This window comes from Pseudomonas sp. JL2 (assembly GCF_031570495.1).
Taxonomy (GTDB): domain Bacteria; phylum Pseudomonadota; class Gammaproteobacteria; order Pseudomonadales; family Pseudomonadaceae; genus Aquipseudomonas; species Aquipseudomonas rhizophila.
Map to the genome: position 1 here is coordinate 152,932 of NZ_JAKUDH010000006.1, position 15,843 is coordinate 168,774.

Below are 15,843 nucleotides of genomic sequence, written 5' to 3' on the forward strand. Positions count from 1 at the left end.
GCGCATTTGTGCGCCCGTCGTCAGAAGATCAACGTTTGTCGATCGAATATTTACCCGGCCCCAACAGGCAGAGGAAAAGGAAACCACCGGCAATGCTCACGTTCTTGAAGAAGTGCACGAACAGCGTGTGATGATCGGCCGGATTGGTGGTGTTCCAGAACGCATGACCGATGATTCCGGTGCCGATGGTGTACAGCACGAAAATCGCTGCAATTGGCCGGGTCCAGAAGCCGAATAGCAGAGCCAGCCCTCCGAAGAACTCGACGATGGTGGCGACTATTGCGGTGAACTCAGGGATCGGCGCGTTCACCGATTTCAGGTAGGTCACGAAGCTTCCGTGGTCCGTGACATAGGTGAAGCCAAAGTAGCCATAGAGGATCAAAATCATAATCCGTGCTATGAGGATCATTGCGTCGCGTTGGTCATCGAACAGCTGATAGCGTAAGTACATTCCATTGCTCACAAGTCAGATTGGGTAAGGGATGGTGTCGGCGGATTTAGCTTTGTCCAGGTGAAACGCTCGGTGAAACACCTGTGGGTTCACTGCGTTTTCGTGGATTGGTTTAGCGTCGAAAACGTCGAGTACGTTGCCGGCTGCCAGTTTCGCCATGCGGCTGACTGCCTCCTGGGAGACCCCGGCCAGGTGCGGCGAGCAGATCACGTTGTCGAGGCTGGGTAAGCCGCTGTCGTGCGGTGGCGGTTCTGGCAGGAACACATCCAGCGCAGCGCCAGCGATGCGCTTTTCGACCAGAGCCTGATGGAGCGCCTTCTCGTCGACGATGCCGCCACGCGCGGTGTTAATCAGGTACGCCTGTGGTTTCATCAAGGCCATACGCTCGGCGGACAGCAAGCCGATAGTTTCGGCGGTTTTCGGGCAGTGCAGGCTGACGTAATCGGCGCTTGCCAATCCGTTTTCCAGCACAGCAACCGGCTCCACGCCGTGGGGCAACTGCTGTGGGGAGAGGTATGGGTCGTACACCTTGACCCGCATCCCTAACGCCATGAGCAGCGTAGCGACACGAGTACCAATCCGCCCGCAACCGACGAGCAGCACTTCGCGGTCTTCCAGTTCACTGGGCAGGTAGTCGTAGCGATGATGCCAGTCGCCGTTGCGCACCAAGTGGCTTAGCGCCTCGGTCCGTTTCGCCAGCGACAACATGAAACCCAGGGTGTGCTCGGCCACTGCCCGGTGATTGGCGTTGGCGCAGACCATCACCGGAATTGCAGCCTCGGTCATTGCTGGGATATCGACCGCATCGAAGCCGACACCTATCCGCGACACGACCTCCAATCCTACTGCCCTTTGCAACTCGGCGGCGCCGAATCGGGTCAGCCCGAGGATCACGCCGTGCACGGCATCGAAACTCTCGAGCAAGGCCTGGAACTGGCCCTGCTCGATCGTATTGGCGAACTCCACCACTTCGATATCGTCACGCTGGCGCAGCATCCGCTTGCCTTCGGCACCCAGAATATGGGCGATCAATACGCGCTTCTTGCTCATGCGACGCGCTCCTGTAACGCATTTCGGGCAAAGAACTCGCCGTCATTGACGCCAATGCGAAACATCACCCGCTGGGCATTCCGCGACAACTCGGTTGCGCAATGCAGCACCGAACGGTTGTCCCAGATCAGCAGGTCGTTTGGCTCCCACTGGTAGTTGAAGATCCTCTCTGGGCTCAGTGCGAACGCGAAAAGCTCATCAAGCAAGGCCCGACTCTGCTCTTGCGAATAACCACTGATGCGCGTGGTATAGCCCGGATTGACGTATAAGCTTTCGCGCTGAGTACGCGGATGCACGGCAACCGTGGGGTGGGTGCTGGCCGGGAAGGTCTGTTCCAGACGAGTGAAGATTTCCTGGATAGACTCCCCGACATCGTCCTCCTTAACTTTGTAAGTCCAGCGCACGTCATGTACGGCCTGACGATTGATGACCCGCTCGTAAAGATCCTTTGGCAGATCGTCATACACCGACTGCATATCCACGAACAACGTATCGCCACCTGTCTCGGGAAGCTGTTGTGCGTGCAGCATGGTCAGGGGCAGCGGTTCGGCCAGATAGCTGGAATCGCTGTGCCACATGTTTCCGAGCTTGCGCGCTCCGACCGCACCACCGCCATTGCGGTTATTGATCACCAAAATGTTCGGGTATGCCGGGTCGTGGTAACTCTTGAGCTTGAACTGTTCGAGTTCCCCGAAGCACGTTGCAAACTGTTGATAGGCTTCACGGGTCAACGTCTGGTTTTTCAGTGCCACCACTTTACGTTCATATACCAGCTCCTGAATGGTACGAATCTCGTCCAGAGAAGCCATGTTGATATCGAAATCCGTTATCGCCGTGACGAAGGTTTCCGCCAAGTCCGTTCGCGTCATGTTGAGAGTCTCCTGTACGACATCAGTCAATCGGCTAGCGCGGGCTGGAGTAGGGCCGTGGCAGAGGCGCTATCCCGATTCGAATCGCTGCTTTTGAGCATCAGGCTCAGATCGAGGATATCGGCCGGGTTGTGGGCTGAGGTGACGGACATGCGCAATGCTGCCTGACCACGTGGCACGGTCGGGAAGAACACGACTGAGGTGTAGTGCCCCTGTTGCAGAAGGTACTCGCCCTTGGCGATGGCTTCCTCTTCGTTACCGATGCGTACGATCCGGATCGGCAATTCGCTGCCGCTGGTCTCGGTCGGGATCAGATTGTCAAACAAGTTCATGTTGTTGCGCAGCGCGCGTTGCAGTTTGTGCAGCTCCGGAGTGGCATGGATCTCCGCCGACGCCAGTGCTGCACCCACGGCCGCCATGTTCGGTGCACAGGAGAAGCCATAGGTCGGTGCATAGCGACGGATCGAGTTCTCGATGTGCTTGGTGCCAAGCATCAACAGACCGCCCGCTGCGCCATAGCCTTTACCCAGGGACGCGGCCACGATGGTGTTCTCATCCAGTCCGTCCAGTTGCGAACGGACAAAGCCCTCACCGTGCTGGCCGACTACCGAGATGCCGTGGGCGTCATCCAGATACACGAATAAACCGTACTTGTCCTGCAGGGCACGCAGCTCACGAACCGGTGCCGCGCCGCCCATCGAGTAGGCACCATCGCCCACATAGGCGACTTTGCGGCCCCCCCGGCACAGACGCTCCAAGTGGTCGAGGTCGTTGTGCTCAATGACGATCACGTCGGTTTCTTCGCGTAGAACTGGGATGTGGTACTGCAGAGTCACGTGGGCGAAACGGTCAAAAGCGATCAGCGGTTTCTCACCGTTGGTAAACAGGCCTGCTGCCAGCAGCGGCAGGGCGCCCATGTTAGCGGCGGCCACGGTCGGGAACACCACCACGCCGTTTACATCGAACAGCTTAGCGAGGGTGTGTTCCAGGCGTACCAGTGGCTCGGCGGAAAGGCGTGTGCGGGCTACAGAAAAATGCGCCGACGGGATTTCATCCATCGAGGCCTTGGCGGCGGCGAGCACTTTTGGGTGGGCGTCCAGGTTGAGGTAACCGCAGCGGGTGTAGTCGATCACTTCCTTGCCGCTGGTGGCAATTTCTATGCGGCGATTGTCGAGCACCCGACATGAAACCCCCATCAGACCTTTTTCATACGCAGCGTCGAAATGTGGACGGCTGATTTCAGCCATTCTCGATGCATTGCGAGCTTTGAGTTGTGGAGCTTTTTCGTCCGGGCTGTTGTTAATTTCAACTGTATTCTTCACGGCGATCTCATCCTTTGAGTGGTCGTTTTCAAGCCGTTGTAGCTTGAGAACGACGCAAGGATCCGCGACCTCTGAAACATTTTGCAAAGGACTTCTTCAATGCTACCTTATGACAAAATCTCATGAGCATTACAGAATCTTATGGCTGTTAGAATTCCTTCCCTCAATGGATTGAAAGCGTTTGAATCTGCTGCTCGCCATATGAGTTTTACCAAGGCTGCCGAGGAGCTCAATGTCACGCAGACGGCCATCAGTCATCAGATCCGACGACTTGAAGATGAACTGGGTATTCGCCTGTTTCTGCGGCTCAAGGATGGTCTGGCGCTAACCACCGAAGGTCATGCTTATTTGCCTGGCATTCGCTCGGCGTTTCATGAATTACGCTATTCCACGGAAATGTTGCTCGAGTCGACCAACAACAGCGCATTGACTATTAGCACCCTGGTTTCCCTGGCGTCTAAGTGGTTGTTGCCCCGCCTGGCATCCTTTCAAGATGCTTTTCCCAACATTGACGTGCGGGTCACTGCGTCAACCGAACTGGTCGATTTTCGCAAAGGTGGGATCGACGCCGCTATCCGTTACGGGTTCGGCGACTGGAAGGGGTTACGGGCGGACTGGCTCATGTCCGACGAGATATTCCCTGTGTGCAGCCCCAAGCTCCTGACCGGTCAAAAAGCCTTGAAAAGCCCGGTCGATCTGGCCAGCCACACGCTTTTACAGGTCAGCGGCATGACCAGCAACGACTGGAATATGTGGTTGAGCGCAGCAGGGCAACCGAAGAAACTCGCCGAAGGCACGCGGCTAACCTTCGATCTGGCAATGATGGCAGTGCAGGCTGCCATTGACGGGTTAGGGGTGTGCATCGGGCGCTCCACCTATGTCGATGATGATTTGAAGAGCGGTAAACTGGTTGCACCATTCAATCTCAAGTTGAAGTCCGATCTGGGATTCTACTTGGTGACGCCGTTGGAAATTGCCAACTCGAAAAAAGTCGTAGCATTCCGTACTTGGTTGATTGATCTGGTGCGGAGCGCAGAATCAAAGTCACCTACATAAATCAATATATCAGCTCTGCATTTTGTTGTTGGTGAGTCCTGCCTCAGCGTTGAAAATTTCGGTATTCGCAGGAAGGGCGATTCATATTACCCATTCCGGGGCTAGGCCACCGTTGGGGCTTGGGAGCAAGCGTGACCTTATTTACTAGTTGTAAAAAGCGATCAACAGGCTTGATACATTATCCTGTCGTATCTATTGATAAGCTCCATGAAAAATTCGAACGAATCATGGAGGACTGAAGACCTGGAGGTCATGTGGGTATCCGCGCGCAGCACCGAGGACGGCAACTTTCGAGGCCTCGACAACCAGGCCTTCGGCGCGATGTTCCCTACAGCCTGGCGGGCCATGCGTGGGCCTGGGCTATCAACGCATGAGCGGCGACGACCCATGAGAGGCGTGGTCATCATTCGAGCTTCAGAACATTTTCGTCTCAGGACAACAAGCCAGATAACGACGCCTTGACCGCCGCTTCAGTCTTGTTCGACGCCCGCAACTTGCGCATCGCATTCACCAGATGGAACTTCACCGTTCGTATGTCGATGTTCAGGATGATCCCGATTTCGACATAGGTTTTTCCCGATGCCGTCCACCTGAGAATTTCCTTCTCCCGGGCGGTCATTGGTTTGTAAGTATCGACCATGGTTTTTGCGGAGAAAAACTGCGCCATGGCCTCATGTACCAGATGAGTCAGCCAAATCAGCTTGGTCTCTTTGCTTTCCATTTCCTGTATTGAAATGCGTTCGCTTGAGCGGGAGACGGAGAGCAGACCGATCGAGTTATGTTCACGCCGCGAAGAAAGGCACCAGCCATGGTTGAGGTTGTAATGCCGCGCTTCTTCCCAGAACCCGCGCCCTGGATTTTGCTGCTGCGCAGACCAGCGCAATGGAATCGAACGGGTCAGTCCATGTTCAACGGTGGGGTCTTGGGAGAAATAATCGCCGGCAATGTACTTTTTTTCCCAGGCGTCCGGGTAATTTGAAAGCAGAAAATATTGCGCCGACGCTAACGGCGAACTTAGTCTTAACCCATAAGAGCAAAACTCGAAGCCTAAGTCTGTTGTAATTTTAACGAGCTCGTTAAATAGCTGGTTTTCGTAAGTACAGCCAGCCACAAGCGCTATAAAGTCTTCACGCCAATCAATCACCAATATTACCTTCCGTGGTCAGCGCTCTTTCGTGATAAGAGCTGGGCTCATTATACAGGATTAAAACGCTGTCGGGAGATGTAGTGGCCTTCCGATGGTAATCCTTCAGACCGATAAGGCCCGCAGCCCGACGCTTCCAAACATTCGGCATCGCCGATGCGTCTAGACAGAGCAATAGCGGGCAGATTTAATGGCGCATTTTTTAGTACGGAAGTGCCAGGAAAGCTGGCAAGAGACGGCATTATTCTTTTGTCGTAGATACAATTCGGTATTTACAAGGAGTACCTTGTGGCGACTCGCTGATTTACCTGACCTGCCCATTCGGGCAGCTACCCACAAAGAGCCCGGTTTGTTGTACTGGCGGAATAATCTTCGTCAGGAGGTAGTGATGCTGGCCGCGGTAACAGGGACTGTTAGTGATCTTTTGCCAGGAATGGAAACTGCTCTGGCTAAATATAGATATCAGGTATTCGTTAAAGAGTTAGGTTGGCCTTTGCCCTGTGAAAAAGGGATTGAATTAGATGCCTTTGATCATTCTGACACAGTGTATGTCCTGGCCTGTGATGATAATCAGTGTTGTTCAAGGATTACTTCGTAGGGCATCAGTTCGTATTGCTGTGCGCCGTTTTTCCTCTCGCGCTGACCCTGGCCGAAGCGAAGTCCCCTCACACGTGGGATACACCGTTCTTGTTCATGGTCGGCAATGCCATTGTCACCGGAGTCTATTTACTGTGATTTATTTGATACGCCACGCCACCCCCCTGATCGACTACGGACGCTGCGGTGCTGTCTCGGCCAAAGTGCTGCTGGATGAGTACAACCAGACTTCGTCGATCGACGAGGCCGAAATTGCCGACTTCCTGAGCCGTGCGGAGTTGTCCGGGCCGCTGATGACGCCAGGGCTGAACATCATTTCATCGCCGATCAATCGAGCCTATGCCACGGCCTGCCGGCTGTTCGATGCCGGACGTATCCGGCAAGACAACCGATTGAAGGAGTTCGACCTGCGGCTGGGTCGCGTGCCTTTGTTGAAGATGGGCTTGAGGCAATGGTTTGCCTTGCATCGCGTGCTATGGCTGATGGGTATTTCGTTGGGGGCCGCATCCCGAAGATCGGAACACCTGCGTGCCGTGGGGGTGGCCGATGAGCTTTATACCGCGTGCACTACGACCGGGGAGACCACGGTCGTGGTCTCCCACGGTATGTTCCTGAGGACCGTGCGCAAGACGCTGCAAAGACAGGGCATGCAGTTCCGTACGGTGTATCGCTCGGGGTGTTTTACGGTTGAGGCTTTGGCGCCAGGAAAAGGACCCGCCGCGAGCGTTTGCTGATCGAGATGGATCAGGTGGTGCCCTGGAAAGGCCCGATTGCATTGATTGAACCGCACTATCCGAAGGGCGAAGGCAGTCGTACGGCCTATCCGTTGACGATCATTCATGCACCGAGTTCGACCAAGAACAAGGACGGTAAACGTGATCCTGAAATGCATCAGACAAAGAAAGGAAACCAATACTATTTCGGAATGAAGTCGCACATTGGCGGGGATGCCGACTCCGGTTTGGTCCACGGCGTGATCGGCACGGCGGTCAATGTCGCGGATGTCGCCCAGGTTGATCGGCTGCTCGATGAAGGCGCTGTCGGCCTAAAAAATACTGATTTTGGCCCGTCCTAGAGGCTGTAAAAGCCGCACTGATGTGCTCCAGGTTACAACCGATGCGACACGCAGTATCAATCGTGCAATCGCTCAGCCAACGGGTGTCGATAATCCAAGACGTTGAGGTCGTGATCGTTTTTACACACTCTGGGCCGAAAGCAGCCAATTGTGAGTTGACCTGTGAGCAGGGGGAAGGAGTAGCAGCCAGCAGGCGATTTTTGGGTTAGGGCTCGTCTCGAATTGGTCCTTTGCAATTGATACTTAGCGCGGGCTTTTGACTGTTCCTAGGGCCGGTTTACATGCCGGCGTGAGTGGATGAGGTGATTACTGCGCAGGGTTTGTATAAGGTCGTCGCGATTTTGGGTACCAGCACGAGAGAGCATGTTGGCGATTGCTCGCAACGCGGTGAGGATTAGTGTCTGGTATCGCTGGCGTACTTGATTGATGTTGGTTATGTTCTCCGATCCCGCAAAAGGTATTGCGGACGGGTTAAAGCCACCATTAGCTCTGCCGATAACTCCGACCGTGAATCCGTAACCGCGTCCAGTGTAATGTCTGGGCCTACGACCAAGGTCCGCTGCTGGGCGGTCGCCTCATTTAAGGATAAGTGACTGTGATCATAGGTATCGACCTGGGCACTACCAACAGCTTAGTGGCTGCTTGGGATGGCGAACGCGCCAGGCTACTCCCTAATGCCTTGGGCAATCTTCTCACACCCAGCGTGGTTGGCCTCGACGACCACGGCCAACTGATCGTCGGGGAAATTGCCCGCGAACGGCTGCATACCCACCCGCACCTCACTACGTCTCTATTCAAGCGTTATATGGGCAGCGCCCGTGAAACGTTACTGAGCGGGCGCGCTTACCGTGCGGAAGAACTCTCGGCGATGTTGCTGCGCAGCCTCAAGGCCGATGCCGAGCGTGCTTTAGGCGAGCCTGTTCACGAAGCGGTGATCAGCGTACCTGCGTATTTCAGCGACGCCCAGCGCAAGGCCACCCGTATTACTGGCGAGTTGGCCGGACTGAAGATCGAAAAACTAATCAACGAGCCCACCGCAGCTGCCTTGGCTTATGGACTGCAAGAGCGAAACGAAACGACTTTTCTAGTGTTCGACCTCGGTGGTGGCACCTTCGATGTGTCCATCTTGGAGCTGTTCGAGGGCGTCATGGAAGTGCGCGCCAGCGCGGGGGACAACTTTCTTGGGGGTGAAGATTTCGATGACCGGCTCGTGGAGCATTTCATCGCCAAAATCGGTGTCGCTGATCTCCCCGACATAACCCTCCCAGCCATAGCACAGCGGTTGCGGCGTGAGGCTCAGCGGGTTCGTCATGCATTGGGGCAAGCGCAAGTCGCCCACTTTATCCTTCGCGAGCAAATGCGGGAGTGGAGTCTGGAACTGACCCAGAATGACCTGGCGGACATTGTCCAGCCTTTGTTGGAGCGCCTGCGCACGCCGATCGAACGTGCGCTGCGCGATGCCCGGATCAAGGTCGCGGATCTGGACGAAATATTGTTGGTGGGCGGCACCACGCGCATGCCCCTGGTACGTAAGTTGGTCGCGACTCTGTTCGGGCGAATCCCGGCAATGCAACTCAACCCGGACGAGGTTGTTGCGCAGGGAGCGGCCATCCAGGCGGCGCTGCAGGCGCGCCATGCTTCCCTCGAGGAAGTGGTTCTTACGGATGTATGCCCCTATACCTTGGGGATCGAGACCGTAGTACAGCTAGGCACCGATTACCAAAGCGGTCACTACCTGCCAATCATCGAGCGCAACACTGTGGTGCCCGTGAGCCGCTCCCGTGACGTGTCGACCGTCAGCGATAACCAGAAGGTGGTCAGGCTGGGTATCTTCCAGGGCGAAAGCCGGTTGGTGGCCAACAACATTTTCCTCGGTGAACTGGAAATTCCCGTACCACCACGCAAGGCCGGCGAGGTTACGCTGGACGTACGCTTCACCTACGACAATAACGGTTTGCTCGAAGCCCAGGTGCATTTGCCCATCAATGGCGAAACCCGCCGGCTGGTTATCGAGAACAATCCTGGCGTACTGGCTCCCGAGGAAATCGCGCAACGGCTGGCCGCCCTCGAAGCGCTGAAAGTGCACCCGCGCGACCAGCAGATCAATACCCTGCTGCTGGCTCGATTGGACCGCCTTTATCAAGAAAGCCTTGGCGATCGCCGGCAGTACATCGCCGGGCTGGCGAACCATTTTCAGCAAGTGCTCGATACCCAGGATGAACACCGGATCCGTAAAGCCCGTGGCGATGTTATCCAGCGCCTTGCTCATTTCGAGCAAGAGGGGTAAGCCGTCATGAGTCATTGGCAAGTGCTGGGCCTCACCCCGGACGCGGACGAACGCAGCATCAAACGCGCCTATGCACGGCTGCTCAGAATCCACCGCCCAGACGAAAACCCCAATGAGTTCCAGCGCCTTCGTGAAGCCTATGAAGCCTCGTTGGCCGAGGCGCGCTGGCGTGCGCAGGCCGGAAGGAAAGTCGTTTACGCCCCGTCAGCCGTAAGCGCGTCAACTCCCGAGCGCTACCAGCCGGCGGAAGATCCCACGCTGGTCATCCACAGAGAGCGCGTCGATATTCCAACTACCGCCAGCCCACCGGAACCGTCCCTGGGCCAGATGCAGCAGTGGTTGGCTGAGGGCAAAGATCGTCAAGTAATGGACGCGCTAAGCCTCTGGCTGGCCAGCGACTGGCTATTGCCGTTCGAGCGCCGGCAGCAGTTCGAGCAGAACATATTGGATTGGCTCGAATCCGCAGAGGGATGGTCGCCAGCCTTCTTCGATGGGGTGTGCCAAGTGATGGGCTGGGACGAAACCCAGGGCAACCTACCCTGCGAGTACTGGCGCTGGGATCGCCTGATCCGGCAGTGCGAGGCACAAGCCTTGTCAGAGACCGTACTCAGTGATTTGGCCAAGTTCGACGACGATAAAATCCACGGGCAGGCAGCCGCTATGCTGTTCAAGCCCATGACTGACGGCCGTCGTCGTGAAATGGCCGACGGCTTTAGCGCCCTGGACTGGCAACGTTTTGCAGAGCTCGGCCAAGCCATCGAATATCAATATCCTGAAGTGCCCCAGCGTCTTGGGTTGCAACCACTCGACAACTGGCGGGATTGGTTACCGCCCACTAGCTATCGAGGGGTCTACCTATTCCTGTGGTTGGCAATGTCTGCAATTCTTGTCGCTTCGGGGATTATCGGGCCGAAAAAGAACGATGTGCTGGGCGTGGTGGTTTTAATGCCGCTGATGATCTTGTTCGTGAATTGGATCGGCATGAAGGCATACCACGTTTGGGCTATGGTAGCTGTGGTAGCGGGCCGCCTGGATGTGCTGATCAGTCGATGGTTATTCCCGCGCCGCTGGTACCGGCGAGGCGCTGGGCTCCTATTGCTGCGCCACGTACTCCCCAGCGCAGTGCCCGCAGCCCTGGCATGCTTATGGTCCAGTGATGTCCTGTGGCTGCGGTGGGCAAGCCCAGTGGTGGTGTTCCTCGGTACGATCTACTTCACGAATGGCGCACTGAGCGGCGGCAGGGCTTCAATGTGGACTCGAGCATTACGAGCGCTAAAACTGAGGATCGGACGGTTGCCTTGGCACCTGTTGAAACGCGAGGGCCTTCTGGCTGTGATTGCAGTGGCGGTGATGGCTGCCACAGTCTATTTCCGTATGAAAGCTGTTGTTTAGGACGGCACGCGCAGTGGCTGACTGATTGTATTCGATTGCTACCCGCCAAGCGCAGCTCTGATCAATCACAGTCGACCGTATGAGTAAGTAATTTGCGACGAAGTGCCGTGTAGAGGCGGGCCACACTCAACTCGTATAAGGGTTCGTTTATTTCGCTTTTGATACCTGCTGAAAACAATTCCAGAATCGAGTCCTATCCTGCTCCAGGTATCTCGTCCTGGTTTGAACCGTGTTTGATAGCTTTCTTGATACGCACGCTGAGGGTCTGCTTTTGGCCGAGGCTGTGTAGAAACGTTTTGATCGTAATAGGTGGCTGGATTCGACACAAAAATTGGCTCCTACGCAAATTTCAGGTCTGCTGAGTTGCCGAGTGCCAGCAATCCTAGAGCTCCACTTTGTTGTTCGCGGACTGCGTCAGAAACTCGGTGATCAGTGACGTAACCTGCTGTTGAATTACCTCGCGCGGGCGAGCATTGTCGCCATCCCCGCAAATGATCCCATCGCCAGGAATGTCCTCTTCGAGCAATGCCACTGCACCTGGTTTGCAAATCGGCAAGAAGCTGAAATGGCTGGCGTCACTGATCTCGACATAGCGGCTGGACGCTTGGGGCAGGCGTGTGGCCAGGTTGGCGGACTCCAACTGAGCAGGCAGTTCCACCGATGGTGCACCGGCAGCGATAACCAGCACCGGCACCGGCAGTGCCGCAAGGCTCTCATCAGTCATCCCGCGCGAGAGTCCCAGGTCCAAAGAAACCACAGCGGTGACCCGTTGATCGCGCAAATCGCCGGCCAGACCAGCCTTTAATACCGGAGTACCCTCCGGGTTGATCTTTTGATAAATGGTACAACTGGATAACTGCGGATGGAGTTCGCAGTCACGGGCAAATAGGGCTGGGTCGAAACGAGCGCCGGCGATCTCCATTGCAGTCCAGCCGCCTAGTGAATGGCCTATTACAGCAATTTGATGCTTTGTGGTCACGCCAAATTTTTCAGGTTGAGTGGTGACCGCCTCAATGGCCCGATGCAGGTCAATGGGCCGCTGCCATAACTGCGCGGCCGCTTGCGGGCTTCGATCATGGGTCGTGGTGCCGGGGTGGTTGACCGCTGCGACAATGTAACCTTTATGGGCCAATGCACTCGCCAACCAGTTCTGATTGTTCCAATTGCCTCTGAATCCATGGGAGAGCACCACCAATGGGTGCTAGCCAGCAGAGGGCGGCGCGTTGCGAACCGCAGAAGCACCGACAAACACCACATTGTCGCCGATCAACTGTGGGGTGGTGGTCGTTGTGCTGGGATACCAGACGACCATCTCCAGCGGACGCTCATTGCGTGGGTCCGGTAGGGTGTAGGATTGGAAGCCGACAGAGTTGACGTCAGCGAGAGCGCTGGTCGTCAGACACGTTAAAAGCAGGGCGCCGAGAGCTGTTTTCAATGGGTTGTCTTCCTTGATTTAGATAGGGGGTCAGAACCTGGAACCCACCGATAGTGTGCATCACATCTCGCAAATTATAGAAATCCTGCGCCGTGAGCAGTTGAGTCTGCACCGACATTAAAGCCGATACTCCGCCTAACATGCATAGTTTTCGTTATCTGCATTGACCGGTCAGCAGGCGAGCTTTTGGGGCAAGTCCGAAGGGCCGCTATTGGTAGCCACATCAGCTCGACGTTGCGTTGGGCTTCTGGTTCAAGACACCGACTCGATGGAATGCGGTTCAGATAACCGTAGATGTGGATCTTCAGCAGGATTGCGGGATGGTAAGCCGGCCGGCCAGTATCAGGCGGTATGGCGCCCTCGAAACCCAGTTTGACCAGGTCGAGTTCGTCGACAAAGACATCGACTACGCGCACCGAATTGGTATCGCTGACGTAATCGTCGAGGCTCTCCGGAAGGAAGGTACCTTGGCCTCGATGTTCACCTTGGATAAAGCGCTTCATGAGCGGTCCCTGCGATGAAATCCTCAGAAGTCATAGCAAGGGTTTGCGAAAGCGTTTTTACACACTCTGGGCCGAAAGCAGATGCTCGAAAACAGGTTGATGTTATCTCGCGCTACTGGCGCTTAGTTAACAGCTGGCGCGTAACGATGAAAATCGAACGCCCTCGCTTTTCATCTCGCACAATGATGACCAAGTTGACGGTGCCCGCCGTATAGCGGGCACCGCTTCCTACCTGGGGAAAAGGCTTAAACGCCTGCTTACCAGCTGTAACTCACTTTGGCGGTAATCTCGCGACCCGGGTTGTAGAAGTTCGCTGTGCCGGAACCGACCACGTGCTGCTCATCCAGCAGGTTGCTGACGTTCACTGCAAGGTCGGTGCCCTTGGCGATCTCGTAGTTGAAGGCGGCGTCGAACAGCGTGGTGCCATCGCTTTTGCCGGAGTTGGCTGCATCGAAGTAATAAGAGCCGACGTAGCGCGCACCCAAGCCAACGCTGACATCAGTGCCAGGCACGTCGTAATAACTCCAGAGCGAAGCGGAATGCTTGGGTGCCGTGGTGAACTCATTACCCTTCAGGGAGCTGCCGTCGTACAACGAACCGCGCAGTACCTCGGACTCCATATAGGAGTAGCCACCAATCAGGCTGAGGTTCCGCGTCACCTGCGCCTTGGCCTCCAGGTCGAGGCCACGCGCCCGCGATTCGCCCACCGTCTGTTGCTCAATGATGCCGCTCGGCAGCACTACGGCGATGGTGACGTTTTCCTGGGTCAAGTCATAAACGGCTGCGGAGAACAGTGCGTCCATTCCCATCGGAGCATACTTCACGCCCACTTCGTACTGCCTGCCCGTCTGCGGTGTTACGCCAACCTGAGGCGGCGAGACGGATTCCACCATGCTCACATAGGTGGACACCTCATCGTTGACGATATAGGTCAACGCACCTCGGTAGGAGGTTTCGGAGAAGTTGTCCTTCTCAGTGGATTGCAAGCCTTTGCTGGTAAGGTCCATCGAGTCGTTGCGCATACCCGCGGTGACGATGAAACGCTCGTAGAACGATAGGTTCTGCTGGAGGAACACGGCCTTGGTGGTCGCGTCTCGCTTGTTGACGGCATACGGCGTGATTGAGCGTGGAACGCCAGTAAACACGGGATTTGCAATGTCAATCGGGGTCGTCAGGGCGTAGACCGAGCTTTCCTTGGTGGTCGAATCGAGGTACTCCACTCCGACCAGGCTACTGCTGTCGATGTTCTCGAAGCGGGCATCGTATTGCAGCATCAGATTGCCGTTGAACTGGTCGGCCTCACTGTCCGTTCCAAACAGATACCGGTCAACGCTAGTACCGACACGTGCGGCGCTGTCGCTGATGTAAACGTAGCCAAAATCATCGGTCAATTTGCTGTAACGCAGGTTGCTGCGCAGTACGAAGCCGTTGTCGAAGTCATGGGTGACGTTACCGCTGAGGCTGGTGCGCTCGACATCGTGAAAGTTGTAGCTGGGCTCACCATAAAACTTGCTGCGGTCGTATTCCTTGTCCAGCGGATAGCCGCCACTGTTGGGCGAACTTTCAGTTTTCAGATAGTCCAGAATCACGGTGGCTGACGTGTAATCCGTGGGTGCCCAGGTGAGGCCACCCATCACCAACCGATTGTCGTCCTGTGAGTGATCGTACTCGCGGTCGCTGTTTTGGCCTTTGGCAGTAAAGCGGCCAGCCAAGGTTTTCTCGTCGTTAAGCGCATCCCCCACATCAATGCCTGTCTCGACATGGTCAAACGAGCCGTAGGTCACATAGCCCTGGCCAAACTGCTCGAAGCGCGGCTGTTTGGTCACGAAATTCACCGAACCGCCCGGGTCCGCTGGGCCAAACAGTGTGGAGTTGGCGCCACGCAGAATCTCTATGCGTTCATAGGCGAATGGATCTTCGCGTACGCCGCGCATCGAACTCAGGGTCAAGCCGTCACGGTAGGTAGTAGCCTGGAAGCCCCGGATCTGGAAATAGTCGTTGCGGTCATCCGTACCATAGAAGTCACTGACCACGCCCGGCGTGTATTGCAGCGCCTCTTCCGTGGTACTGACGCTGCGTTGCTCCATTTCCTTGTTGGTAACAACCGACACCGAGGCCGGTGTATTGAGAATGCTGGTTGCCACCTTGCCGCCAACCCAGAGCTCCTTGGCGACCACCGAGTTGGCGTCGTCGTCGGCACTGACCCTGACCTTGGCATTGATGATGAGGGGGGCAAGGCGGTAGTCCTCGACGTCTGTTGCGTCGAGCTCCAGCGGGCCGGCGGGCTTTGGTTGAGGGAACAGTAGATAGGCATTCGGACCTTGCTGTTCGATTTGCAATTCGCTCCCCTGCAGCAACGATGACAGCGCTGCCGACGTATCGAGCGTGCCATTCACGCCAGCAGTGGTGCGGTTCACTACACTCGATGCGTCGAAGGAAAGACTGATGCCAGCTTCGCGCGCAAAGCGGTCAAGCGCTGGCGCCAGTGGGCCGGCAGCGATGTTCCACTGTTTCACTTGATTGCTGTGGTCAGTGCTCGACGTTTGCGCCAGCGATGGCAATGCGTAGCTGCTTACGATCAAACCCAAAATCGCACCGTGCAAGGCACGATTTAATGGATGGCGCTGTGAAACAGGGGACGAACTCATTTTCTCGCTCCAAG

At 56.0% G+C, this 15,843-nt stretch carries 11 protein-coding genes and 3 pseudogenes; 6 read left to right on the forward strand and 8 right to left on the reverse strand.

Annotated elements, in window-relative coordinates:
* Nucleotides 1–28: 28 nt before the first annotated feature.
* Genes MKS85_RS11145 through MKS85_RS11160 form a run of 4 tightly spaced genes read right to left on the reverse strand, consistent with a single transcriptional unit; the run spans nucleotide 29 to nucleotide 3,692 of the window.
* Nucleotides 29–451 carry a DoxX family protein gene (locus MKS85_RS11145; RefSeq protein ID WP_139049687.1) on the reverse strand — a complete coding sequence of 141 codons (423 nt, stop codon included), beginning with the start codon at nucleotides 449–451 and terminating at the stop codon, nucleotides 29–31.
* A gap of 15 nt (nucleotides 452–466) precedes the next feature.
* Nucleotides 467–1,501 carry a hydroxyacid dehydrogenase gene (locus MKS85_RS11150; protein WP_139049688.1) on the reverse strand — a complete coding sequence of 345 codons (1,035 nt, stop codon included), beginning with the start codon at nucleotides 1,499–1,501 and terminating at the stop codon, nucleotides 467–469.
* Nucleotides 1,498–2,370 (reverse strand): TauD/TfdA family dioxygenase, encoded by an 873-nt coding sequence (locus MKS85_RS11155; RefSeq protein ID WP_139049689.1) that lies wholly within the window; start codon nucleotides 2,368–2,370, stop codon nucleotides 1,498–1,500. Before MKS85_RS11155 ends, MKS85_RS11150 begins: the two co-directional genes overlap by 4 nt.
* A gap of 26 nt (nucleotides 2,371–2,396) precedes the next feature.
* Entirely contained in the window at nucleotides 2,397–3,692 is a 1,296-nt protein-coding gene (locus MKS85_RS11160) for an aminotransferase class I/II-fold pyridoxal phosphate-dependent enzyme (protein WP_257220690.1), read from the reverse strand.
* 141 nt (nucleotides 3,693–3,833) lie between these two features.
* On the opposite strand from MKS85_RS11160, the gene MKS85_RS11165 reads away from it, so the two are divergent.
* Nucleotides 3,834–4,748 (forward strand): transcriptional regulator GcvA, encoded by a 915-nt coding sequence (locus MKS85_RS11165; RefSeq protein WP_274090224.1) that lies wholly within the window; start codon nucleotides 3,834–3,836, stop codon nucleotides 4,746–4,748.
* Nucleotides 4,749–5,178: 430 nt separating this feature from the next.
* Here MKS85_RS11165 and MKS85_RS11170 read toward each other — a convergent pair whose 3' ends face one another.
* Nucleotides 5,179–5,892, reverse strand: coding sequence for a LuxR family transcriptional regulator (locus MKS85_RS11170; protein WP_139049692.1), 714 nt, complete (start codon nucleotides 5,890–5,892; stop codon nucleotides 5,179–5,181).
* Nucleotides 5,893–6,280: 388 nt separating this feature from the next.
* Between MKS85_RS11170 and MKS85_RS11175 the strand changes: the two genes are divergently transcribed.
* The 5 genes and pseudogenes from MKS85_RS11175 (at nucleotide 6,281) to MKS85_RS11195 (ending at nucleotide 11,243) form a co-directional block, all read left to right on the forward strand.
* Entirely contained in the window at nucleotides 6,281–6,490 is a 210-nt protein-coding gene (locus tag MKS85_RS11175) for an acyl-homoserine-lactone synthase (RefSeq protein ID WP_257220691.1), read from the forward strand.
* 133 nt (nucleotides 6,491–6,623) lie between these two features.
* On the forward strand, nucleotides 6,624–7,223 hold the full coding sequence (locus MKS85_RS11180; protein ID WP_139049693.1) for a histidine phosphatase family protein: 600 nt from the start codon (nucleotides 6,624–6,626) through the stop codon (nucleotides 7,221–7,223).
* Nucleotides 7,217–7,531 (forward strand): annotated as a pseudogene (locus tag MKS85_RS11185) (transposase); the annotation flags it as partial. The gene MKS85_RS11180 and the pseudogene MKS85_RS11185, both read left to right, overlap by 7 nt.
* A 628-nt stretch (nucleotides 7,532–8,159) precedes the next feature.
* Complete coding sequence (locus tag MKS85_RS11190) at nucleotides 8,160–9,851, forward strand: molecular chaperone HscC (protein WP_310662833.1); 1,692 nt, start codon at nucleotides 8,160–8,162, stop codon at nucleotides 9,849–9,851.
* Between the two features lie 6 nt (nucleotides 9,852–9,857).
* Entirely contained in the window at nucleotides 9,858–11,243 is a 1,386-nt protein-coding gene (locus tag MKS85_RS11195) for a DnaJ domain-containing protein (RefSeq protein ID WP_310662834.1), read from the forward strand.
* 382 nt (nucleotides 11,244–11,625) lie between these two features.
* Here the strand turns inward: MKS85_RS11195 and MKS85_RS11200 are convergent.
* From MKS85_RS11200 to MKS85_RS11210, 3 genes and pseudogenes are all read right to left on the reverse strand, one after another.
* Nucleotides 11,626–12,678, reverse strand: a pseudogene (locus tag MKS85_RS11200) (alpha/beta hydrolase family protein).
* Between the two features lie 215 nt (nucleotides 12,679–12,893).
* Nucleotides 12,894–13,181, reverse strand: a pseudogene (locus MKS85_RS11205) (transposase); the annotation flags it as partial.
* 257 nt (nucleotides 13,182–13,438) lie between these two features.
* Nucleotides 13,439–15,829 (reverse strand): TonB-dependent siderophore receptor, encoded by a 2,391-nt coding sequence (locus MKS85_RS11210; RefSeq protein WP_160894218.1) that lies wholly within the window; start codon nucleotides 15,827–15,829, stop codon nucleotides 13,439–13,441.
* Between the last annotated feature and the right edge of the window lie 14 nt (nucleotides 15,830–15,843).

What these genes read in the sequence shown, in the direction of transcription:
- MKS85_RS11155 (WP_139049689.1), bottom strand. Translation starts at nt 2,370, where the DNA reads ATGACGCGAACGGACTTGGCGGAAACCTTCGTCACGGCGATAACGGAT.
- MKS85_RS11210 (WP_160894218.1), bottom strand. Translation starts at nt 15,829, where the DNA reads ATGAGTTCGTCCCCTGTTTCACAGCGCCATCCATTAAATCGTGCCTTG.
- MKS85_RS11145 (WP_139049687.1), bottom strand. Translation starts at nt 451, where the DNA reads ATGTACTTACGCTATCAGCTGTTCGATGACCAACGCGACGCAATGATC.
- MKS85_RS11195 (WP_310662834.1), top strand. Translation starts at nt 9,858, where the DNA reads ATGAGTCATTGGCAAGTGCTGGGCCTCACCCCGGACGCGGACGAACGC.
- MKS85_RS11175 (WP_257220691.1), top strand. Translation starts at nt 6,281, where the DNA reads ATGCTGGCCGCGGTAACAGGGACTGTTAGTGATCTTTTGCCAGGAATG.
- MKS85_RS11150 (WP_139049688.1), bottom strand. Translation starts at nt 1,501, where the DNA reads ATGAGCAAGAAGCGCGTATTGATCGCCCATATTCTGGGTGCCGAAGGC.
- MKS85_RS11165 (WP_274090224.1), top strand. Translation starts at nt 3,834, where the DNA reads ATGGCTGTTAGAATTCCTTCCCTCAATGGATTGAAAGCGTTTGAATCT.